Here is a 22,519-nt window from a genome sequence, read left to right on the forward strand (position 1 = left end):
ACTTCCCGCGCAATGCGGGAAGTATCAGGACGGCAAATGCCCCAGCGGCAACGCGCCTGGGGTCTTCACCGTGTGAATCGCAAAATTGCTGCGGATGTCGCTTACCCCCGGTAACTTCAGCAGGCAACCGGTGAGGAAACGGTCATAGGCACGCAAGTCCGGTACCACCACTTGCAGCAGAAAATCCGATTCCCCGGAGACCAGAAACGCCGAAATCACCTCTGGCAATGCTGTCACTGCGCGATGAAACGCCTCGGCCTGTTCATCGTTGTGGCGCTCGACCTTGACCCCGACGAACACCGTCAGCCCCAGCCCAACCTCGTCACGGTCCAGGTTCGCCTGATAACCGCGAATCACCCCGGCCTCTTCCAGCATGCGCACCCGGCGCAGGCACGGCGAGGCGGACAACCCGATCTCGTCCGCCAGTTGCACATTGCTCAGGCGCCCGTCTCGTTGCAGCGCGGCGAGAATCTTGCGATCGAAGGCGTCGAGTTTCATGGTTGGCAGATCCTGATGGTGTAACGGCAAAAAGAAAGCAGGTTATGCCAATCCACGTGGTTATTGAAGCGAACTACGCAAGCACCTGCCCTGCCCCTCAGTCATAGACTGATTGCACCGAATCGACAACGAAAGGGGTGCGACATGGCGAGTCTCTGGCTGTTTTTCCTGGCTTTGGCGGTGGTTTATCTGCTGCCCGGCCCGGACATGATCCTGCTGTTGCAGACCGGTGCCCGCCAGGGTCGCGGCGCAGCACTTGCCACGGTGGTGGGTCTGGCCGTCGCCCGAGCCTGTCATGTAGCGCTCGCGGCGCTGGGGCTGGCGGCGCTGTTCAAGGCGGCGCCGTGGACGTTCGATGCCGTGCGAATGGCCGGGGCGGCGTACCTGCTGTGGATCGGCATCCAGTGCCTGCGCACCACGCTGCTGCCGGATCTGAACGCCGGCACCGCAACGGAAAGCCAGGGTCAGTGGCGCGCAGCGATCCGTCGTGGCCTGCTGACCAACCTGCTCAACCCGAAAGCCTTGTTGTTCTGCTCGGTACTGCTGCCACAGTTCATCGTGGCGAATGGCGCGCCGGTGCTGACGCAGTTTGCGGTGCTCGGCGCGATGCTGGTGGCCGCAGGATTGCTGTTCGACAGCGCCTATGCCCTGCTCGGCACGGTATTGGGCCGCTGGCTGAAACACAGCCCGACGGCCCAACGGGTGCAGCAGTGGTTGTTCGGCAGCCTGTTGATCGGCTTTGCCGTGCGCCTGACGTTCGTCCAGCAGGCTTAGGTTTTGCGAGCCTTGCGCTGGCGGCGGGTAATCATCAACACGGCCACGGCGGTGAACACGACAATCGCACCGATCTGCACCGGCCACTTGTACGGCCGCAGTGTCGAACGCACCGAGTCGGTCACCTGAGTGACATAGCGCTTGTCGGCGTTTTCAAAATCCGGGTACGGGCACTGATGGCCAAAATCCACGGCCCACGGGACGTAAGGCCCTTCATCGACATAGCGCTTGTACAACGCGCTCTGCTCTTCCAGGCTGCTGTTCCAACCGGCGGCCGAGCACAGCACGGCAGCGAACGCCTGACTGGTGTGCGGAAGATTGTCCGCCGCGCGACTGGCCAACGCCGTGGCAACGAAACGGTAGTGATAACGTTCATCCGGCTGCGCTTCACTGGCCTTCTGGCGTTGCACCTCGGCTTCGCTCACCAGCGGCCCGACTTTCAGTTCGGTGGTTTCCAGGCTGTAGTTGCCGCCGAAGGTCGCGTAATCCGGGGCCATTTCGTAGCCCAGGATGTCCATGCCCCACTCGCGGGCCGTCCACGCGGCATTGAACAGCGCACTGGCACGCTTGGTCGGCCACCATGCCGAATCGGCCTTCAGGCGTTGTTCGCCGTAGAGCCGGGCCTTGTTCTGCAGATCGGCATTGTCGAAATAACCGACCGCTTCTTCGTAGTGCCCTTCACGCAACAAACGCCGACCCAGCAGATTGCGCAGGCTTGCGGCGACCGGCAGCGGCACGTAATTGTCGCGATCCTGCTGACTCAGCGCAGGTGGCGCCGGCACATTGGTATCGACATAGTTTTTCAGTTCCTCGACCGTCAGCACTCGCTCCGCCACGGTCGCAGCGTCAAACCAATAAATAGCCTTGCTGCGATATAACTGGTCGAAAGCCTGCAGATACTCACCCCGTTGCAACGCAAGAATCGCGCTTTCACCCTCGACCCGGCACTTGGGCTGCAGGGTTTCAAGATTCCAGTCGGCCGTACGCCGTTCGCCCCAGGATTCGTCCTGCGGAAACGCCTGCGCGGCTTTGGCATAAGCCGCTGCAGCGGCGTTTTTATCGCCGTCACGCACCGCCAGTTTCGCCCGCAGCCACCACGCCAGACCGCCGTCGCCTGCATGTTCGAGGAACGCCTTGGCGCTGGCGTAATCGCCCTGTTGATAATTCATGGCCGCCAGGCGATCGGCGTTGTCGAGGCTGCCGCGAGTACTTTCCTGCAATGCCTTGATCAGCTTTTTCTGATTCGGCGGCTCATCGCCGAACGACCAGCCGATCCGACTGATCAGCGAGGCCGTCACCAGTTGCTGCACCGCTTTGCCGCGCAGCAACTTTTCAAGTCTGTCTTCGGGCTCTTCGGCCAGGTCGTTCATCAACAGCTTCAACGAGGTGTAGCCGACGTTCGAGCCATGCAGGTTTTGCGTGGCATAGAGCTCGATGGCCTTGTCCCAACTGCCCGCCGTGCGCAGCGCTCGTGCTTCTTCGCCGAGGCTGGCCACGCCAAGCTCCAGTGGATCGCTGAAACCGTCGATGCTCAGTTGCCGCGTCTGGCGGAAGGCCTCGATGGCGTTTTCCAACGCCTGGAGTGCATCACCCGCCTCGCTGCTCATGGCAAAGAAAGCCCGGCCCAGCGAATACGCGGCCCAGGTGCTGCGCAACGCCCGCTGATCGGCCGGCAACGCCAGCAACTGACGGAAATACTCGACAGCCAATTGATGGTCGCCGGCGCCGAACGCCACGGCGCCCGCCACATACAAACGCAGTTCCGCCGGCAGGCTCGCGCCCTGCACCTCGACCTGACGGGCATCGGTCAGGCTGCGCAGTTGTTTGACCAGCGCTTGCTGGTCAGGCGTCAGGCCGATCTGCTCGGCCTTGTCGCGCACCTCGGCGGGCTCTGGCGCCTCGGCGTAGATGTCATCCGGATTGTGGGTGGCGGCGGTGACGTTCTTGAGCCCCGCAATGGTTTTGCCGAGGCGACTGATCTCGAACTTGAAGTTGCCCTCCGGCAGTTCCGCCAGCGATTGCCCGCGATCGTCGAGCAGACGCATCGGGAAATCAGGGCCGCAGGCCAGTGCCGATCCCAGCGGCAGGCTGAGGCTCAGGCAAAGCAGGTGGCGGGGCCAGTTACGGGTCAACATGCGAGCCTCCTTGATCAATATTTGCGCAACGTGCCCAACCGATCGCACGTTGCCCGCCCGCCGGCAATCGGCCGTCGCGCAAGCGGGTGAAGGTAAGCAGATCCGCGGTCTGTTGCAATGCATAACCGGCGAGCGCGTCGGCGCCTTCGCAACCCCGGGCTTTGACGGTGATGCGAGTGGGCCAGGCGCTGTCGAGGTTACCGACGTTACGCAGGGCGATGTCTTGCAGGCCGTTCTGTTCGGTGAACGTCAGGCCGAGCTGACTGCTCAACGCATCGCCTCGGGCGACCGCCTGCAGCGTGCTCAGACTCCAGGCCCTGCGGTCGCTGGCCAGCGGCAGGCGAAACCAGATCAGACCGGCCAGATGTGCCGGGCGATCCTCGCGAAGTTCAATGGCCAGCCGGCTCAGTTGCTGCGGGTCGGCGAGTAACTCGCGTCGCTCGCCGCTGCGTTCCAGTGTGACTTCACTCTCCACCACCGGAGCGCCACCGGCGTCCGGCAACAGCGCCACACCGTAGGTGGGCAACGCCAGGTAGAACGGTTGTTCGGTCACCCGCCCCCAGGCCCTGGCCCAGCGTTGTGCCTGCTCGGCGTCGAACAGACCGCGACGCGGATCGCTGACGGCATGCACCTGCAACACACTGCTGTCGACAGCCGCCAACAGCGCCGGCAATTGCGGGCTGTCGAGCCAGGCGGGTAACGCGGTGATGCTCAAGGGCAGGTTGGCCGGCAATGCGGCGCGCAAATGAATGAGGAAATCGGTGTAGGCCGGCAATCGGGCATTGCCGGCGTCATGGTCGATCTCGACGCCGCTCGGGGTCAGTCCCTGCCCTTGCCAGTCGGCGAGCACCTGAATGATCTGCGCCGTGACGGCTTGCTGGTCGAGCGCCTTGAGCTGACCGTCGAGACGAATCACCGCAATCAGCGGCCGGGCATCCTGCTTGAGCAGTGCGTAATCGACTCGCGCCCGATTCCACCCGGCATTCGGGAAGGCTTGCAGCGCCAGCACCCGAAGCGTCGAGAAGTCGCCATGACTGTCCTTCAGGGCGATTTCATGGGCCGGCGTCCATTGCCGTTGCCAGACGTAGAGTTGCTGATCGAGCGGCACGGCGTCCTGGCGTTCACAACCATAGAGCAGCAACACCGCCACCATGGCTAACCACCCGATAAAAAAGCGCATACCTTGCAGATCCCTGAGACATCAGGCTGCAAGGTTACACAAAAGCGCTCAGGGCTTGCGGGCAATGATCACCTGACTTTTCGCCACCACCGCATCCAGCGCCTGCTTGATCTGCGCGCCGCGCGGCGAATCGAGCACCGCTTGCCAGGTATCGGCCCAATGGTTGAGCAGCGGATGGTCCGGGTTGCTGAATTCGACCTTGGCTTCCCAGAACAGCATCATCCACATCGACCAGTAAAAACCGTACTGGCTATGGCTGATGATCTCCAGCCCTGCCTCGCTGACCATCGCCTTGAACTGCTCTTCACTGATGATGCGAATGTGGTTGGGCTTCTGGAAATACTCCGGTGCCGCGATGTCTTTCTGCAAATCTTCGGAACTGGGGTGCGGCACGCTCAGCAGGTACAGCGCGCCCGACTGGCCGACACGCACCAGTTCGGCGAGAAACTGTGCCGGGTCGTCGACGTGCTCGATGACTTCAGTGGACACCACGCGCGTGGCGGTGCCATCGGCAATCGGCAGCGGGTTGCAGTCGGTGACGTGGCACTCGACGCCGCGGGCCGGCGTGTCGCTCAAGCGCTGGCGGGTCGCTTCGACCTTGGCACCGTCGATGTCGGCGATGATGATCTTCGCCCCGCGCATGCCGCAGAAATGTACGTTGCCACCGTCGCCACAACCGACATCGAGCAACGTGTCATCGGCGGTCACCGGGAAGCCTTTGAACAGCTCGCCGGTCTCCTGGTTGAACCAGCCACTGAGCATTGCATCGTGCAGGCCGAGCATGTACGGATCGACCTTGTCGGCAGCAGGCTGCGCGGCTGCCGGGACAGGCGTCGGTGCTGTGAGTTTCTTCAAAAGGCTCAGCATGAGGTGGCTCCAGAGGATGGGACGGCGTTGCGCGATATACCGAGACCCCGCACCAGGGCGGCGCCGCGATTGCGCATCGGCATTTCGATGAAACGATAATTCAGCTCGCTGAGCAGCACGATCAGGCCACCGGCAATCAGCAGCGTCACGACCGGATGCCCCGCCGGGCTCGGCAGACCGGCACTCTGCAAACGGAAGATCAGTTCCCGCACCAGTTGATAGGCCGGGATGTGGATCAGATAGATGCCGTAGGAGCGGCTGCCGATCCATGCCATCAGCCGCTGCACTCTGCCGGCCGGCAACAGGTAATCGCGGTTGTACGATGCGATCCACACCAGCAGCGCGCCGAGCACGGCAATCGAGCCGATCCGGTAAGAGGCGAAGGTGAAACGGTCGGTGGCCATGTAGCTCAACAGCAGCGCCAGCACGATCAGCGCAGTCACACCGGCCAACGGATGACGCAGGAAGGTCGGCTCCCATCGCCGCCAGGACGGCTGCACGCTCCACATCGCCAGCAACACGCCGAGGGCCAGCGCATCGGTACGGATCACCATCAGCAGCGGCGTGCGCAAGGTGAACAATTGCACCGCGACCAGCGCCAGCAACGCCCAGACCAGATGCTTGCGGCACACCAGAATCAGCAGCGGGAACAGCAGATAGAACTGCTCTTCCAGCGACAGGCTCCAGTACACGAAGCTGCTGCCGTACTCGTAATGAAAAAAGCTGTCGGCAAAACGGAAATTGGCGTACTGCAATACGCCGGCCAGCGTCGCTTGCAGGTTGGCGTGCAGCGTACCGAAAGCCCCGGAGCGATTGAGAAACACACATGCGAGCAGCATCAGCGCCAGCCATAACCAGGCCGACGGCAACAGACGGAAGGCCCGGCGCAACCAGAAGTTACGCGTCTGTTCCCAGTATTGCTGGCGAGTCGAACAGCCTCGCAGCGCCGGGATCAGGCTACGGGCGATGACAAATCCGGAAATGGCAAAAAACAGGTCAACGCCCCACCACGGCTGTGCCCAGGCATGAACCCTTTCAAGCAGCGGCACCGGATCGGTGAACAGGCTTCCCTGCAGGTGATGAAACAGCACGCCGAGCACGGCGACCGCGCGCAGGACTTCGATGTCCATGATGCGCTTGCCGCTCATGACACACGCCCTGCATCGAGCGGTTTACGGGCAATGATCACCTGACTCTTGGGCATGAACCGGTCCAGCATCTGCTTGATCGCCAATCCGTCGGGCTGTGCGAGCAAGTCCTGCCAGGTTCTGGCCCAGCCTTCCATCAGGGGTGGATACGGCGCCTGGATCCGGTCGCGCACGGCACCGCCGAGATCACGTCCGGCAGCACGTTCGCTGGCCCAGAAAAAGATCATGCCCATGACCCAGAAAAATCCCGTGGCCTGGCGATGCTCGATCACCAGACCGGCGTCCTCCACCAGTGCCGCGAAACGTTCCGGGGTAAAAATCTGCACGTGGTTGGGTGACTGGTAATAACTGGCCGGGGCGATTCCCTGCTGCAAATGCTCACCCACCGGTGCCGGCACACTGAGCAGGTACAACGCTCCGGGACGCCCCATGCGCACCAGTTCGGCCATGAACGGTTCGGGCTGGTCGATGTGCTCCAGTACTTCCATGCACACCACCTTGCTTGCACAACCATCGCTCAGCGGCAGCGGCAGGCTGTTGCTGACCAGACCGAGACTGGGTTTACGGCTCTGCGCTTCGACTTGCCGGGCGAGGTCACGCACCTTGTCGTGTTCGCTGTCGGTGAAGATCACCGAGGCGCCCTGGCGCACGGCGAACAATGTCGCCACGCCCTCACCGCAACCCACGTCGAGCAGGGTGTCGTCCGCACCGATGGCAAAGCCCTTGAGCAACTCGCCACTGTCGCCGTGAAACCAGCCGTCGAGCATCGCATCGTGCAGCCCGACGTCCCGCGGCGACACACTGACAGCCTTCGGTTCAGGCGCAGAGACCGGCACCGATCGCATGACCGGACGCAAGCGCCTCAGTAATGCGCGGATCATGTGCCTGTGGCTTCCGTTGCAGCGACAGCGCGGAGCTCATGCACTTGAGCGAGAAAATCGCGCAAACGCTGCTCGGCCAACGCCTGACTGCAGAACGCCTGGAGACTGGCAACGGCTTGCGCCGACATTTGCGCATAACGCCCGGGATCGTTCTTCGCCACCTCATAGCTGTCACGATAGGCCACACAGACCGACGCCCAATTGGTCATGTAGCGCAACGTGCGGAACGCCTTGCGCGGATCGTGGGGCCAGGCGGTCAGCTCATCGGTGGACTCAACCAGGAACGCGTTGTCGGTGCTCAGGTAATCGATCATCGCCGTGGTACGCGGTGCTACGGCCGGCTTGCCGCAGGACATGAATTCCATCAGGGGCAGGCACTGGCCTTCACCGTAGGAAGTGTTCACCACGTACCGGGTGGCCTGCACCAGACGTTCGTAGTCCGCGTCCGCGAGGTAGCCATAAATCAGCACGATGCGGCAGCGGTAGGACTGGTTTTTGTACAGGTGATGAAGAATGTCGCTGAGGGCTTCTTCTGCATCGTGGTGGGTGAGCTTGAGGACCAGCGTCGCGTCTTCGATGTCGCGGAACGTCACGCAGAATGCGCTGAGCATGTCTTCCCAGTTCTTGCGTCCGTCGCCGGGATTGAACACCGACGTGTAGACGACACCGTCCAGCAACAACGCCTGCTCGCACACCGGCGCCTGGAAATCGATGCCCTGGCCACGACGCAGATGCTTAGGGCCGAAGGCGTCGAGATCGAGCTTGCGACTGTCGGCCACCAGCCCCTTGATGGTCAGGCGCACCGGCCCCGTCGAATGCTGCCCCTGAAGCTGCGCGCCCCGGGCCGCGAAGCGATCCCACACCGGCGCCGGGACAGCAACAATCGGGTAATCGGCGCCCATGGCCTCGCGCACGGCGTTGACCGTGTAACTGGAATGGGTGATCGCCGCGCCGCAGGCCCGGAGCACCGTGCGCCAGTCATTGCGCGGCTCGTTGTCGAAGGGCTCGTTGGGGATGGTGCTGAATTCCCAGGCGAACACCGGCAGCGTCGGGCACGCCAGATGGATCGGCGTGCGGTGCGGCGGCGAGAACGACAGAAACACGCACGGTTCGCCATGGGCCAGGCATTCCAGATACAGCGCATCGACTTCCCGGGCCGGGTCCACTACTTCCACCACGCGCCCGAGACGTTCGAGCACCGGGCGGTATTCCTTGAGCACGAAGTAATAGCTGTACTCCGAACGGCCCAGGTTTTGCGCGATGGTGTGCTGGTTGGTTTCCGAATGAATGATGATCAGCATGAGGCGTTGTCCGTCACGGGCGCAGATTCGGCGGCCCCTGGCTCGAGGCCGAAAAAGTCCGCCATGCGCTGCTGCACCGGGGCAAACGCGCAGTAGTCGTGCATGCGTTCGACAGCGGCGGCAGACATCCGCGCGTAATCCTGCGGCTGCGCCGTGGCCATCCGGTAGCTGTTTTCGTAAGCGCTTTTGAGCGAAGCCCAGTCCGGTCGATAGCGCAGGGTGCGGTAGATGATGCGGGTGTCCTGGGGCCAGATCGTCAGCTCTTCGCTGGACTGGACGACGAAGGCTACGGTGTCATCGATGTAGTCTTCCATCGCCGTGTGATCCGGCGCGATCACCGGTTTGCCGCTGGACATGAACTCCATCAGCGGCAGGCAAAGGCCTTCGCAGCGTGAAGCGTTGACGTAGAAACTGGCGGCCCGGTAGAGCCGCGCGTATTGCGCATCGTCCAGATAACCGTGCATCACCAGCACCCGGCAGGCGAACGGCGTCAGTTGCGCAAGCAAGGTCATCAGTTCGCTGTAGTAGGACGCCAGATCGTTCTGGGTGATCTTCAGCACCAGCGTCGCATCAGGTGTTTGGCGAAAGGCCCAGCAGAACGCGGTGATCAGATGGTGCCAGTTCTTGCGACCGTCCCTGGGGTTGAATACGGTGACGTAAATCACCCCATCGACCGTGGCTTCGGCCACCCCCGAGGTATCCGGCAGGTCCGGTGGCGGCGGCTCGACCACGGGCACGGCATGAGGGCCGGCAATGTTCGGCAGGCGTCGCTCGAGCCAGGCATGGACTTTGTCCGGCATCAGGTCGCGCAATCCTTCCCAGTACCCGTGATGCAAATATTTCACCCGGGCCATGGGCTCAGGTTGATCGCTCGGGTTCAGCACCCACAGGCGCAGGTAATGGCGGGCAATCACCAGGCGCCTTTTGAACGTCAGCGGTGGCGGGCGCAGCGCCTCGATCTCGGCCAGCTGCTCGGCAGTCAGCGGCTTGGGCAACAAATCATCGGCGCAAAGGCCCAGCGTCCTGCTGTCGAAAATGCAGCCCTTGATCGCCAGCGTCGTACCGGAATTGATCGGCGCACTGACATGCCCTTCACGAATAGCGGCAAAGCTTTCCCACAGCGGGGTTGGCAGCACCAGCACCGGAAACGCTTCACCCATGGCGCGGCGGATTGCCCGGGCAGTATGGCTCGACAGCGTGATGACCCGTCCATGTCGGGCAAGCATCTGCGTCCAGTCATGGCGCGAATCACCGTCCCACGACTCGTCGGGAATCGTATCGAACTCCCATGCGATGACGCAGATCGTCGGACACTCGATATCGGTCGGGGTATTTTGCGGCGGCGTGAACGACAGGAACACGCTGCGCTCTCCGGCAGCGAGCAACTGCCGATAGAGCGGATCGATCTCGGCGGTGGTGGACACCACATGCACCCGCCCCAGGCTTTCAAGCACCGGGCGATAGGCCTTGAGCACGAAGTAATAGCTGTATTCGGGACGCCCGAGACTCTGGCTGATGGAGCGATCGTTGACGTCCGAGTAGAGAATGAAATTCATGGCATCCCAAGGTGCGACCGCCATCCCGGCAGCCTCACGCTATAACGGCCAGGCGTTGGATCGAGCCGGTATCACCGGGGTTCGTCCTGCGTCATCGGGCACATTTCTGTTCTTGTTTTAATGGTCGGTTTTACCCTGTCGCACGACCCTCAGGAAAAACTGCCGGGGAACGCGACGAGGGGCATTCTAAACACATCCGTCGCGGATTCGTGAACCGCCCGGCGAGAAAAATCCGGCTACTCTGACGAGAACTGACCGGTCACGATTTGTCCTGTTGAAATTGTCACGCAATTGGCACAGATTGGCAGCCAAACAACTACAACAATGACTTCACCTACAGACCTGCCGAATTGCTCCTACGATTCGACAGCAAATTCCCGACAAGCCTGTGGGAAAGGTGAACGTTAAAGACCAAGGGGCGCTGTTTGAAAAAAAGTCTGTTCATCACGGGCCTCAGTGGGTTCGTGGGACAACACATCCAGTCACGTCTGCAAGGGGAAGACGCGTCGTGGCAGTTGCTGCCTGCCGCCTCACCCTATGACCTGACGAAACCTGAAAGCCTTGTCGATCTGTGGCCGCAACTGCCCGATGCGGTCATTCACCTCGCTGGCCAGACCTTTGTCCCCGAAGCCTTCCGCGATCCGGCACGTACCCTGGACATCAACCTGCTCGGCACCTTGAACCTGTTGCAGGCGCTCAAGGCCCGCGGTTTCAAAGGCACGTTTCTGTATGTCAGCTCAGGTGATGTCTACGGCCAGGTTGAAGAACACGCTCTACCCATTACCGAACAACAACCACCCTGCCCGCGCAATCCCTACGCCGTAAGCAAGCTGTCGGCGGAATTCCTCAGTCTGCAGTGGGGCCTCAGCGAAGGCTGGCCGGTATTGGTGGCGCGCCCGTTCAATCACATCGGCACCGGGCAGAAAGACAGCTTCGTCATCGCCAGCGCCGCACGCCAGATCAGTCGCATCAAACAGGGCCTGCAAGGGCCGCAACTGGAAGTCGGCGACATCGACGTCACCCGGGATTTCCTCGACGTTGACGACGTGGTTTCCGCCTATTTCGCGCTACTGGAAAAGGGCACGCCGGGTCAGGTCTACAACATTTGCTCGGCCCGTGAACAAAGCATCCGCAGTCTCATCGAGCAAATGGCCGATCTGGCCGAAGTCAACCTGCAACTGGTTCAGGATCCCGCACGCATGCGTCGCGCGGATCAGCGTCGCGTCTGCGGCAGCCATCAACGGCTTGCCCGGACCACAGGATGGACGCCGCAAATCACTACACAACAATCCCTGCGGGCGATCCTGTCCGACTGGGAGAAGCGAGTACGACAAGAATGACAAAAAGTGCATTGATCACAGGGATTACCGGCCAGGACGGTGCTTATCTGGCCAGACTGCTGCTCGACAAGGGTTACAAGGTTCACGGGCTGGTGGCGCGGCGCAGCAGCGATTCGCGCTGGCGTCTGCGAGAAATGGGGGTCGAAGCCGACATCGTGTACCTGGATGGCGACATGGCCGATGCCTGCTCGGTGCAGCGGGCGGTCATCAAGTCGGCGCCGGACGAAGTCTATAACCTGGCGGCCCAAAGCTTCGTTGCCGCCTCCTGGGATCAACCGGTGACCACCGGCATCGTCGATGGCCTGGGCGTGACTCACTTGCTCGAAGCGATCCGCCAGTTCAGCCCGCACACGCGTTTCTATCAGGCATCGACCAGCGAGATGTTCGGTCTGATCCAGGCCGAGCAACAGGACGAGAACACCCCGTTCTACCCGCGCAGCCCTTACGGCGTGGCCAAACTCTACGGCCACTGGATCACCGTCAACTACCGTGAAAGTTTCAACCTGCACGCCAGCAGCGGCATCCTGTTCAACCATGAATCGCCACTGCGCGGCATCGAGTTCGTGACCCGCAAGGTCACCGACGCGGCCGCCCGGATCAAGCAGGGCAAACAGCAGGAGCTGGCCCTGGGCAACATCGACGCCAAGCGCGACTGGGGCTTTGCCGGCGACTACGTCGAAGCCATGTGGCTGATGCTGCAACAGGACAAGCCCGACGATTTCGTGGTCGCTACCGGCGTCACCACCACTGTGCGCGAAATGTGCCGCATCGCCTTCGATCACGTCGGTCTGAATTACCGCGATTACGTGAAAATCGACCCGGCCTTCTTCCGTCCGGCCGAAGTCGAAGTGCTGCTGGGCAACCCGGCCAAGGCCCAGCGTGTGCTGGGCTGGAAACCGAAGACCGACCTCGACACCCTGATCCGCATGATGATGGATGCGGACATGAAACGCGTCGCCAAGGAGTAGGCCATGCTGATCCCCGTGATTCTGTCCGGCGGTGCCGGCACCCGTTTGTGGCCGGTGTCCCGAGAGGGCCATCCCAAGCCGTTCATGACCCTGCCCGACGGCCAGTCGCTGCTGGGCAAGACCTACCGGCGCGCTGCCGGTCTGCTGGACGGCTGGGGAGACATTGTCACGGTGACCAACCGCGAGTACTACTTCCAAAGCAAGGATCACTATCAGGCCGCGCGCCTGTCACGGCACCGCGGACACTTCCTGCTCGAGCCCACCGGCCGCAACACGGCCCCGGCCATCGCTGCGGCAGCACTGTCACTGCAAGCCCTGCACGGCGACGAAGCGATCATGGTGGTGATGCCCGCCGACCACCTGATCGTCGACGAAGTGGCGCTCAAGAGTGCGGTCGAACACGCGGTCAATCTGGCGAAGGACGGTTACCTGGTGACCTTCGGCGTAGTGCCGACCGCTCCGGAAACCGGCTTCGGCTACATCGAGACCGGCGCGCCACTGGATGCCAGAGGCGCGGCCAAAGTGCAGCGTTTCGTGGAAAAACCCGACCTGCAGACCGCCACCCATTATCTGGAGAGCGGTAACTTCCTGTGGAACTCGGGAATGTTCTGCTTCACCACCGCGACCCTGATCGCCGAGCTGGCGCTGCACGCCCCCGAGCTGCTGGAACAGACCCGCGCCTGCATGGCCGCCAGCGAACCGGTGGAAACCGTCGGCTGCCTGCAACAGGAATTGTCGGCGGCGCTGTTCGCCGAGATAACCGATATTTCCATCGACTACGCGCTGATGGAGCGCTCGGAAAAAGTGGTTGTGGTTCCCGCCAGTTTCGACTGGAGCGACATCGGTTCATGGGGCGCGGTCGCGGCGCTGGTGCCCGCGGATGCTGACAATAACCGCGCCAGCGGCGAAGCGATCTTCATCGACAGCCGCAACAACTTCGTCCAGAGCGAAGGCCGGCTGGTGGCTGCGGTGGGTGTGGAAGACCTGATTGTGATCGACACCGCCGACGCCGTGCTCGTCGCCCACGCCGACCGTGCTCAGGATGTACGCCGGGTCGCCAAGCAGCTCAAGGACAAGTCCCACGAAGCCTATCGCCTGCACCGCACGGTCAGCCGTCCATGGGGCACCTACACCGTGCTCGAGGAAGGCCCGCGCTTCAAGATCAAGCGCATCGTGGTCAAACCCGGCGGCAAGCTGTCGTTGCAGATGCACCATCACCGCAATGAACACTGGGTGGTGGTCGAAGGCATGGCCAAGGTCACCAACAACGGTACCGGTACCACGCTGGTGGCCAAGAACGAGTCGACGTTCATCGCTGCCGGTCACAAGCACCGTCTGGAGAACCCCGGCGTGATCGACCTGGTGATCATCGAAGTGCAAAGTGGCGAATACCTGGGAGAGGACGACATCGTCCGCTTCGAAGACCAATACGGCAGGACGGTGTGAATGCTGCTTTCCCTGTACCGCTCGCTGCACGACTACCGGGGTTTCATCCTCGGTAGCGTCAAGCGGGAGTTTCAAGCGCGGTACCGCAATTCGCTGTTCGGCGCGCTGTGGACGGTACTCAACCCGCTGTCGATGATCATCGTCTACACCGTGATCTTTTCCCACATCATGCGCGCCCGTCTGCCCGGCGTGGACGACGGCATGGCCTACAGCATCTACCTGTGCGCCGGGCTGCTGACCTGGGGCCTGTTCTCGGAAATCACCCTGCGCAGCCAGAACATGTTTCTGGAGAATGCCAATCTGCTGAAGAAAATCAGCTTCCCGCGCCTCTGCCTGCCGGTGATCGTACTGCTCAATGCCGGTATCAACTTCGCGATCATCATCGGCCTGTTCCTCGGTTTTCTGTTGATCACCGGACGCTGGCCGGGGATGGCCCTGTTGGCACTGGCGCCGTTGCTGGCGCTGCAAGTGCTGTTCTGCGCCGGGCTGGGCATGATCCTCGGCGTGCTCAACGTGTTCTTTCGCGATGTCGGGCAATTGTTCGCCATCTGTCTGCAATTCTGGTTCTGGCTGACGCCGATCGTGTACCCGCTGAGCATCCTGCCCGAGTGGGTGCAGCGCCTGCTGCAACTCAACCCGCTGACCAATCTGATCGGCAGTTACCAGAATCTGTTTCTCTACGGTCAATGGCCGGTGTGGAGCTCGCTGCTGCCGATCTTCGTGATCGGCCTGCTGCTGTGCCTGATCGGGCTGCGCCTGTTCCGCCGGCGGGTCGGCGAAATGGTGGATGAACTCTGATGGGGCACATACGCGTCACCGGCCTGGGCAAGGCCTACAAGCAGTACCCCACCCGCTGGAGTCGCCTGGCCGAATGGCTGATTCCGTTTTCGCCGATGCGCCATCGCCAGCACTGGGTGCTGCAGGATGTGAATTTCGAAATCGCCCCCGGTGAAGCGGTGGGCATCGTCGGGGTCAACGGCGCCGGCAAAAGTACCCTGCTCAAGATGATCACCGGCACCACCCAGCCCACCTGCGGCCAGATCCAGCTCGAGGGCCGGGTCGCGGCGCTGCTGGAACTGGGCATGGGTTTTCACCCGGACTTCACCGGGCGGCAGAATGCGGTGATGGCCGGGCAACTGCTGGGCATGCACGTCGAAGAAATTGAAGCGCTGATGCCGGACATCGAACGCTTCGCGGAAATCGGCGAGGCCATCGATCACCCGGTGCGCACCTACTCCAGCGGCATGCAGATGCGCCTTGCCTTCAGCGTCGCCACCGCGCGTCGCCCGGACATACTGATCGTCGACGAAGCGCTGTCGGTGGGCGACGCCTACTTTCAACACAAGAGCTTCGACCGTATCCGCAGCTTCCGCAAAGCCGGCACCACGCTGCTGATCGTGTCCCACGACCGCTCGGCGATCCAGTCGATCTGCGACTCGGCGATCCTGCTTGAGGCCGGCCACATGGCCATGCACGACAAACCCGAAGCGGTCATGGATTACTACAACGCCCTGCTCGCCGAACGCGAGGGCCAGACCGTGCGCCAGGAACTGCTCGACGGCGGCCAGGTGCGCACCGTGTCCGGCACCGGCGAGGCCGGGATCCTCAGCGTGCGACTGCTCGATGAGCACGAGCGCTCCATCGACGCCGCCGAAGTCGGTCAGCCGGTAACACTGGAAGTCGACGTCGAGATTCGTCAGGACATCGAACGGTTGGTGCTGGGGTTCATGATCAAGGATCGTCTGGGCCAGGCCATGTACGGCATCAACACCCACCGACAGAACAAGGCGCTGGAAGATCTGCATGCCGGTGAGCGCATCACCTATCGCTTCGCCTTCGTCATGGGCCTGGGCAAGGGCAATTACTCCGTGGCCCTGAGCCTTTCGCGGCTGGATTCGCACCTGGACCGCAACTTCGAATGGCGTGATTACGGCCTGGTGTTCCACGTGATCAACAACCGCCAGGAAGATTTCGTCGGCTGTTCCTGGCTGGGCGCCAGAACCTCGATCACCCGCCATGCGGACAGCCTCGCGGAGCGTGCGCCATGAAACGCCTGCTGGTCGAATGCACCCACGTGTTCAAACACCCGAAAGTCAATTCCGGGATTCAGCGCGTGGTGCGCAATGTCATCAAGCAACTGCCGCCGAGCGCTGAAGGTGTCGAGTGCGTGCCGGTGGTCTTGCTCAAGGGCGAGCTGTACCGCGTGAAGCGCCTGGCGCCACTGAACGCTCCCCTGTTCAATGCCATCGTCACGTTTGGCGAGCGCCTGGAACGGCTGGCCCATCGCTTCTGGCAACTGCATCAGCGCCTCGACAGCCGTTGCCGGAGCAAAACGACACGACGGGCCCTGTACGTCGGCTATCGGCTGGGCTCGTTCGGCCTGTTCGGTATCCCGTTGCGGCTGATCGAACGCGTCAACCGCTATCAGTTGCCCCAACGCTGCGAGCCACTGGAACACCAGCCCGGCGACCAGCTGGTGTTGCTGGATTCGTCCTGGCACTCGGACTTCTTTCTGCATGCCGAACGCCTGAAACACCAAGGCGTGGGCATCGTAGCGGTGATCTACGACCTGATTCCCCTGACCCACCCGCAGTTTTACGACACGCGGCTGGTGCAGGTTTTCAGCGAGTGGTTCGACTGGATCACCCGTACCGCCGACGGTTATCTGGCGATTTCCGCCACCGTGCGCGATCAGGTGCGTGAGGAAGTGCAGCGCCGTCTCGGTCCGGCAGACGTCGAAAAGCGCTGGTTCGACTATTTCCACCTCGGCTCCGAGCTGGATCTGCAAAGCGTCGATGCAGCCGTCGAACCGCAGCTGGAGCGTGTGTTCACAACGCCAGAGCCGGTGTTCCTGATGGTCAGCACCATCGAACCACGCAAGAACCACGACTATCTTCTGGATGCCTTCGAACGCGCCTGGGCAGCCGGTTCAAATGCGCGCCTGTGCATCGCCGGACGCATCGGCTGGAAGTGCGATGCCCTGCTCGCCCGGGTACGCAATCACGCCGAACTGAACCGGCGTCTGTTCATGTTCAACGACTTGAGCGACACCAGCCTGGAATACGCGTATGCCCACTCCAGCGCATTGGTGTTCCCGTCGTTCGTCGAGGGCTTCGGCCTGCCGCTGGTGGAAGCCATGCAGCGCGGATTGCCGGCGATGGGCAGCGACATCGCGGTGTTCCGCGAGATCGGCGGCGAATTCATGGCCTACTTCGATTTGCACGATCCGCAACGCCTTGCCGATCTGGTGACGACCTTCGAGCGCAGCGGCCAGTTTCCCGCCGCCCGTAACGTGGCCGAGTGGCATTGGATCGGCTGGCGCGAAGCCAGTCAGCAACTGGCCGAACGCACCGCACGCCATGTGCTGCAAGCGCCCGCGGCGCAAGCGAGGTCCCATGCGCATAGCCCTTAACGCGCGGATTCTCCAGGCACCACGCACCGGGATCGGCCATTACGTTGCTGAACTGGTCAACGCCTTGCACACCGATACCGATATCGACGTGGCACTGTTTCACGGCTGGGGCTGGAGTGCGCAGTTGCCGGAAGCGGCGATGCCCGGCTACTCGCGCCTGAGCCCAATGCTGCGCAAGATCCCCGGCGCCTATCAGGTACGCCGCTGGCTGGAACAGAAACGCTTCGATCAGGGCCGCACACCCGACATCGACCTGTATCACGAACCGAGCCTGTGGCCGCTGGCCTTCGACGGCCCGACCGTGATCACCCTGCACGATCTGACGCACCTGCATTTCCCGGACACGCAGCCGCAGGCACGGCTCAGGGAAATCGAGCGGCGACTGGCCGACGGCATCCAACAGGCACAGGTGATTCTGACCGACTCGCAAGCCATCGCCGACGAAGCACAACGCTATTTCGGGCTGCCGGCCGAGCGCTTCGTGGTGGCGCCCCTGGGTGTCGCCGAGCGCTTTCATCCGCGCGAGCCGCAAGCCATCGACGCCGTGCTCAAGGCGCATGCCGTGGAGGCGGGGGAGTATTTCCTGTGCGTCGGCACGCTGGAGCCGCGCAAGAACCTGAGCCTGGCCCTGCGCGCCCACGCGCTATTGCCCGAAGCCGTGCGCCAGCGCTTCCCGCTGTTGATCGTCGGTATGGCCGGCTGGCAGCGCGAACAATTCAGTGAGCAATTGCGTGAAGCCCTGGCCAGCGGTCATGTCTGCCTGCTCGGCTACTTGCCGGATGAACAGGTTGCGCAATTGCTGGCCGGCGCCCGGGCGCTGGTTTTTCCCTCGTTGTATGAAGGTTTTGGCCTGCCGGTACTGGAAGCGATGGCCAGTGGCACGCCAGTGGTGGTCACTCGCTCTTCGGCAATGCCGGAAGTGGCAGGGGCCGCCGGTAACTACATTGAAGCTGACGATGCAGACGGCTTGCGCGATGCGCTGAGCCGCCTGATCGACGATCAAGCGCATTGGCAGGCATGCCGAGAAGCCGGATTGCAGCAGGCACGGCTGTTTTCCTGGAAGCGTTGCGCGCAGGCCACGGCCGGCGCCTACCACCAGGCCATGGGAGGTTGAATGCGAGTACTTCATTTTTTCAAGACGTATCTGCCTGACTCGGTCGGCGGCATCGAGCAAGTGATCTTCCAGCTCTGCGAGAGCGGCGCCCAGCACGGTATCGACGGCCAGGTGCTGACCCTCAGCGCCCATCCCGAACCGGCCGTGGTTCAACTGGGCCAACACGAAGTGCATCGGGCCAGACTCGACATCCAGTTCGCTTCCACCGGGTTTTCCTGGAGCGTCTTCAAGCAGTTTCGCGAACTGGCCGCCGAAGCCGACGTGATCAACTATCACTTCCCGTGGCCGTTCATGGATCTGGTGCATTTCGCCAGCGGCATGGACAAACCAAGCGTGGTGACCTACCACTCGGACATCATCCGCCAGAAGAACCTGCTCAAGCTTTATCGCCCGCTGATGAACCGCTTCCTCTCCAGCGCCGACCGGATCGTTGCCGCTTCGCCGAATTACCTGCACACCAGTGATGTATTGCAACAGTTCCAGGACAAGACCCGGGTCATTCCCTATGGCCTGAACAAGGCCGGTTATCCACAGCCTGACGCCGAGCGCATGAACCGCTGGCGCCAGCAGCTTGGGGATAAGTTTTTCCTGTTCGTCGGGGTGATGCGCTACTACAAGGGCCTGCACATCCTGCTCGATGCCTTGAAAGACGTGGACTATCCGGTGGTGATCGTCGGTGCCGGCCCGTTGGAGCAGGCGCTGCACGCTCAGGCAGCAGCGCTGGGTCTGCGCAACATTCACTTCCTCGGACGGGTGAGCGATGACGACAAGGTCGCCCTGCTGCAACTGAGCTACGCCATCGTCTTCCCGTCGCACCTGCGCTCGGAAGCCTTCGGTATTTCGCTGCTCGAAGGCGCTATGTACGGCAAGCCGATGATCTCCAGCGAGATCGGCACCGGCACCAGCTACATCAATATCCACAACGAAACCGGACTGGTGGTGCCGCCGAGTCATCCACAGGCGTTTCGCGAAGCGATGCGCACCCTGTGGGAAAACCCGACCCGCGCCGCCGAAATGGGCGTCAAGGCTGAAGCCCGTTACCGGCAGTTATTCACAGCCGACGAAATGGGCCGCAAGTGGAACGAGCTGTATCAGGAACTGCTGGAGGAAAAGGCGCTGTCCTACGCCTGATCCTTTACAGATCCAGCACCAGCGGCTGGGTACTTTGCGCCGGCACCGCACAGCAGATCAGCACCTGCCCTTCCTCCGGCACGTCGGCCGGGGGCTGTGGATAATTCACTGCGCCGCTGATCAGCCGCGTCTTGCAGGTGCCGCAGGATCCACCGCGGCAACTGAATTCCGGACGCAGTCCACGGCTTTCCGCCAGTTCCAGCAGACTGCCGCCGTCGGGCTGCCAGCGCGCTTCCTTGGCCGAACGCTCGAACACCACCGGCACCGAAGTGGTCGCGGCAGGCAGTTGCTCGATCACGATCGCATCCGGATCGGGTTGGCGCTTGAGGGTCGAGGGGCCGAAGGTTTCGGCGTGGATCTTGTCGTCGCGCACATCCAGTTCACGCAAAGTGTCGTAGATCCCCTGGGTAAAACCGCCGGGGCCACAGAGCACAAAGTCGACCTGATCAAAGTCCTCGTCGGTCAGCAGATTGCGCAATAGATCGCCATCGATACGGCCACGAATATCGAAATCCTCGCCTTGCACCAGATCGTCCTCTGGCTGGCTGAGCACTCGCAACACCTTCACGGCGTCACCGGCGTCCTCCAGCAACCGATCCACCTCTGCGCGAAACGGCTGGTCGGCGAGGCTGCGGGAACTCTGAACAAACAGGGTCGGACGAATCCGCCGGGTACGCAGGCCTTGATAGACCACCTCACGCAGCATCGACAGCAACGGCGTGATGCCGACTCCGGCCGCCAACAACACCAGTGGACGGCGTTCCAGCGCCGCGACCGTGAAATGCCCTTGAGGCAAGCGCGCCTCCAGCACATCGCCTACGCGAATCTGCTCATGCAGGTGCGTCGACACACGTCCTTCGCGTTTGACGCTGATTCGGAAAAAATCGTCCGACGGCGCGCCGGACAGGCTGTAGGTACGGATGTGCATCTCGCCATCGAGGTTGAACCGTAGCGGCAGATGCTGCCCGGCGAGAAACACCGGCAGCCCCGCTCCGTCGTCCGGCTCCAGATAAATCGACCGTATATGACGGCTTTCCATTTCAATCCTGGCCACCCGCAATGGTCGCCAGCTGTCCCCCAATGCCTTGGCCTGCAACCGTGCATCGGCCTGGGCCCAGTTACCGGTCAGCAGGCTGGTGGGTGACATACCGTCGAAGCGCCAGCGAAGAGCCAGCGCTGCCGGACGCCGAACCAGTTTCTCAACTTCGAATGTCCACAACCTTTCGGCGCCTTGGAAAGCCTCGATCTGTGGCCCTTCGAGAATCACCTCGGTGCGGCCGCTGAGCTGCAACACATCGCCTGTGGAAAAGTCGATAAACAGCAACCCGGCCAAGGGATTGAGGAGCAGATTGCCGAGGGTATTGAAGTGCAGATTGCCGGCAAAATCCGGGATCGTCAGTCGATTGCCCTCAACCCGCACAAAACCGGGCTGACCGCCACGGTGGGAAACATCGACTGAACGCTCACCGTCGACATCAACGTAACTGGCGACAAAGAAAGTGTCGGCGCTTTCGATCAACGCAATGGCGGCGTCATCGAGGCTGTCACGATGTTCGGCCTTGCGGGTCTGCGGATCCGTCAGTGGCACCCGCTGAAACTGGCGCAACTGAATGTACTGCGGGCAGTTGCCAAACGACTGATCCACCGTCAGCGTAAAACCGTCCGCCCCGAGGCTGCCGATATGGCCATTGAGCCGATTGCGCCGGCGAGTATGCAGCTCGATGCCAAGCAGGCCGATCGCGGCACCGGCCTGCAACTGCGCCGGATCATCGGCAGCCGGCAGGCTGGCGAACTGCATTTGCGTCGGCTCGGGAGAGTGGGCGAATCCCGGTTCGCCCTCCAGCACACTGGCCCATGGACGCCCCTCGGCATCGACGGCGCCGTACAGCATGAAGGGCAATTGCTGATAGAACTGACGGTGCTGATCCGGCATCCAGGTGCGAATCACCTTACGACCGAACTCCTCCATGCGTTCGGCAACGCCGACATGGGCCTGCAATTGTTGCTCGCCAGCGTGCCACGGTGAACGTTCCATCTCGGACTCTCCCCTGCACCGTCGGCGCAGTGTGGGTGATCAATGTCAGGCAGTGGTTTGCAGGCCGGCGACGGTGCGCGGCATGCCGACAAAACCGGGCAGCGCTTCGATCCGCGCCAGCCAGGCGCGCACATTGGCGTAGTCGTCCAGCGACACATTGCCTTCCGGTGCATGGGCGATGTAGCTGTAGGCCGAGATGTCGGCGATGGTCGGCTCGTTGCCCACCAGGTACGGGGTTTTGCCCAGTTCCACATCCATCACCTTGAGCAAGTTGTGCGCACGGGTGATGACTTCCTCGGCGTTGAACTTCGCCCCGAACACCGTGATAAGCCGCGCCGCAGCCGGGCCAAAGGCAATCGGCCCGGCTGCCGCCGACAGCCAGCGCTGGACACGCGCTGCGCCGACCGGGTCGCTCGGCAGCCAACGACCGTTGCCGTACTTCTGCGCCAGATACACCAGAATCGCATTGGAATCGGCCAGCACCACGCCATTGTCATCAATGGCCGGCACTTGCCCGAAGCTGTTGATCGCCAGGTATTGCGGTTGTTTGTGCTCGCCCTTGGCCAGATCAACGAAGATCAGCTCGGTCGGCAGTTGCAACAGGGACAGCATCAGCTCGACCCGGTGGGCGTGGCCGGAACGCGGGAAGTTGTAGAGTTTGATCGCTTGCATGGTCGACTCCGCTGGACGTTTGCGTCGCCCGAAATGGGCGACAACCGTGGCAGCCATCTTC

General features: G+C 62.2%; 19 protein-coding genes. 9 read left to right on the plus strand and 10 right to left on the minus strand.

What is annotated here, in order from left to right; all coding sequences use genetic code 11:
• Positions 1-24: 24 nt before the first annotated feature.
• Positions 25-498, minus strand: a complete 474-nt coding sequence (locus ACSPX5_RS23615; protein WP_007954205.1) for an Lrp/AsnC family transcriptional regulator — start codon at positions 496-498, stop codon at positions 25-27.
• A 144-nt stretch (positions 499-642) separates the two neighbouring features.
• Between ACSPX5_RS23615 and ACSPX5_RS23620 the strand changes: the two genes are divergently transcribed.
• Positions 643-1,272 (plus strand): LysE family translocator, encoded by a 630-nt coding sequence (locus tag ACSPX5_RS23620; RefSeq protein WP_439820363.1) that lies wholly within the window; start codon positions 643-645, stop codon positions 1,270-1,272.
• On the opposite strand, the gene ACSPX5_RS23625 is transcribed toward ACSPX5_RS23620, so the two are convergent.
• Genes ACSPX5_RS23625 through ACSPX5_RS23655 form a run of 7 tightly spaced genes read right to left on the minus strand, consistent with a single transcriptional unit; the run spans position 1,269 to position 10,364 of the window.
• Positions 1,269-3,407: a hypothetical protein gene (locus ACSPX5_RS23625; protein WP_439820364.1), complete on the minus strand. Its 2,139-nt coding sequence runs from the start codon at positions 3,405-3,407 to the stop codon at positions 1,269-1,271. The two genes, ACSPX5_RS23620 and ACSPX5_RS23625, sit on opposite strands and share 4 nt — an antisense overlap.
• Positions 3,394-4,587, minus strand: coding sequence for a DUF3142 domain-containing protein (locus ACSPX5_RS23630; RefSeq protein WP_439820365.1), 1,194 nt, complete (start codon positions 4,585-4,587; stop codon positions 3,394-3,396). Before ACSPX5_RS23630 ends, ACSPX5_RS23625 begins: the two co-directional genes overlap by 14 nt.
• 48 nt (positions 4,588-4,635) lie before the next feature.
• On the minus strand, positions 4,636-5,454 hold the full coding sequence (locus ACSPX5_RS23635) for a class I SAM-dependent methyltransferase (RefSeq protein ID WP_169432553.1): 819 nt from the start codon (positions 5,452-5,454) through the stop codon (positions 4,636-4,638).
• Positions 5,448-6,602 carry an acyltransferase family protein gene (locus ACSPX5_RS23640; protein ID WP_439820366.1) on the minus strand — a complete coding sequence of 385 codons (1,155 nt, stop codon included), beginning with the start codon at positions 6,600-6,602 and terminating at the stop codon, positions 5,448-5,450. Before ACSPX5_RS23640 ends, ACSPX5_RS23635 begins: the two co-directional genes overlap by 7 nt.
• Entirely contained in the window at positions 6,599-7,483 is an 885-nt protein-coding gene (locus ACSPX5_RS23645; RefSeq protein ID WP_323159647.1) for a class I SAM-dependent methyltransferase, read from the minus strand. Before ACSPX5_RS23645 ends, ACSPX5_RS23640 begins: the two co-directional genes overlap by 4 nt.
• Positions 7,480-8,784, minus strand: coding sequence for a glycosyltransferase (locus ACSPX5_RS23650; RefSeq protein WP_169432556.1), 1,305 nt, complete (start codon positions 8,782-8,784; stop codon positions 7,480-7,482). Before ACSPX5_RS23650 ends, ACSPX5_RS23645 begins: the two co-directional genes overlap by 4 nt.
• Positions 8,778-10,364 (minus strand): glycosyltransferase, encoded by a 1,587-nt coding sequence (locus ACSPX5_RS23655; protein WP_439820367.1) that lies wholly within the window; start codon positions 10,362-10,364, stop codon positions 8,778-8,780. Before ACSPX5_RS23655 ends, ACSPX5_RS23650 begins: the two co-directional genes overlap by 7 nt.
• Positions 10,365-10,765: 401 nt before the next feature.
• Between ACSPX5_RS23655 and ACSPX5_RS23660 the strand changes: the two genes are divergently transcribed.
• The 8 genes from ACSPX5_RS23660 to ACSPX5_RS23695 are packed head-to-tail and all read left to right on the plus strand — an operon-like array spanning position 10,766 to position 19,751.
• Positions 10,766-11,680 carry a GDP-mannose 4,6-dehydratase gene (locus ACSPX5_RS23660; RefSeq protein ID WP_323159644.1) on the plus strand — a complete coding sequence of 305 codons (915 nt, stop codon included), beginning with the start codon at positions 10,766-10,768 and terminating at the stop codon, positions 11,678-11,680.
• Positions 11,677-12,648 carry a GDP-mannose 4,6-dehydratase gene (gene gmd, locus ACSPX5_RS23665; protein ID WP_007954189.1) on the plus strand — a complete coding sequence of 324 codons (972 nt, stop codon included), beginning with the start codon at positions 11,677-11,679 and terminating at the stop codon, positions 12,646-12,648. Before ACSPX5_RS23660 ends, gmd begins: the two co-directional genes overlap by 4 nt.
• A gap of 3 nt (positions 12,649-12,651) precedes the next feature.
• Positions 12,652-14,094 carry a mannose-1-phosphate guanylyltransferase/mannose-6-phosphate isomerase gene (locus ACSPX5_RS23670; RefSeq protein ID WP_207865357.1) on the plus strand — a complete coding sequence of 481 codons (1,443 nt, stop codon included), beginning with the start codon at positions 12,652-12,654 and terminating at the stop codon, positions 14,092-14,094.
• Positions 14,095-14,892 (plus strand): ABC transporter permease, encoded by a 798-nt coding sequence (locus tag ACSPX5_RS23675; protein ID WP_439820368.1) that lies wholly within the window; start codon positions 14,095-14,097, stop codon positions 14,890-14,892.
• Positions 14,892-16,142 (plus strand): ABC transporter ATP-binding protein, encoded by a 1,251-nt coding sequence (locus ACSPX5_RS23680; RefSeq protein ID WP_207865356.1) that lies wholly within the window; start codon positions 14,892-14,894, stop codon positions 16,140-16,142. The genes ACSPX5_RS23675 and ACSPX5_RS23680 overlap by 1 nt, the downstream gene beginning before the upstream one ends.
• Positions 16,139-17,506 carry a glycosyltransferase family 4 protein gene (locus ACSPX5_RS23685; RefSeq protein WP_207865355.1) on the plus strand — a complete coding sequence of 456 codons (1,368 nt, stop codon included), beginning with the start codon at positions 16,139-16,141 and terminating at the stop codon, positions 17,504-17,506. The genes ACSPX5_RS23680 and ACSPX5_RS23685 overlap by 4 nt, the downstream gene beginning before the upstream one ends.
• A complete protein-coding gene (locus ACSPX5_RS23690; RefSeq protein ID WP_439820369.1) occupies positions 17,490-18,620 on the plus strand; it encodes a glycosyltransferase family 4 protein in 1,131 nt (376 codons plus the stop codon). The genes ACSPX5_RS23685 and ACSPX5_RS23690 overlap by 17 nt, the downstream gene beginning before the upstream one ends.
• On the plus strand, positions 18,621-19,751 hold the full coding sequence (locus ACSPX5_RS23695; RefSeq protein WP_169432564.1) for a glycosyltransferase family 4 protein: 1,131 nt from the start codon (positions 18,621-18,623) through the stop codon (positions 19,749-19,751).
• Positions 19,752-19,755: 4 nt separating this feature from the next.
• Here ACSPX5_RS23695 and ACSPX5_RS23700 read toward each other — a convergent pair whose 3' ends face one another.
• Positions 19,756-21,786 carry a 2Fe-2S iron-sulfur cluster-binding protein gene (locus tag ACSPX5_RS23700; RefSeq protein ID WP_439820370.1) on the minus strand — a complete coding sequence of 677 codons (2,031 nt, stop codon included), beginning with the start codon at positions 21,784-21,786 and terminating at the stop codon, positions 19,756-19,758.
• Between the two features lie 45 nt (positions 21,787-21,831).
• The gene (locus tag ACSPX5_RS23705) at positions 21,832-22,458 is read right to left on the minus strand and encodes a glutathione S-transferase family protein (protein ID WP_207865352.1); all 627 of its coding nucleotides are present in this window, start codon (positions 22,456-22,458) and stop codon (positions 21,832-21,834) included.
• Between the last annotated feature and the right edge of the window lie 61 nt (positions 22,459-22,519).

This window comes from Pseudomonas sp. HLG18, assembly GCF_051903985.1.
GTDB lineage: Bacteria > Pseudomonadota > Gammaproteobacteria > Pseudomonadales > Pseudomonadaceae > Aquipseudomonas > Aquipseudomonas fluorescens_BT.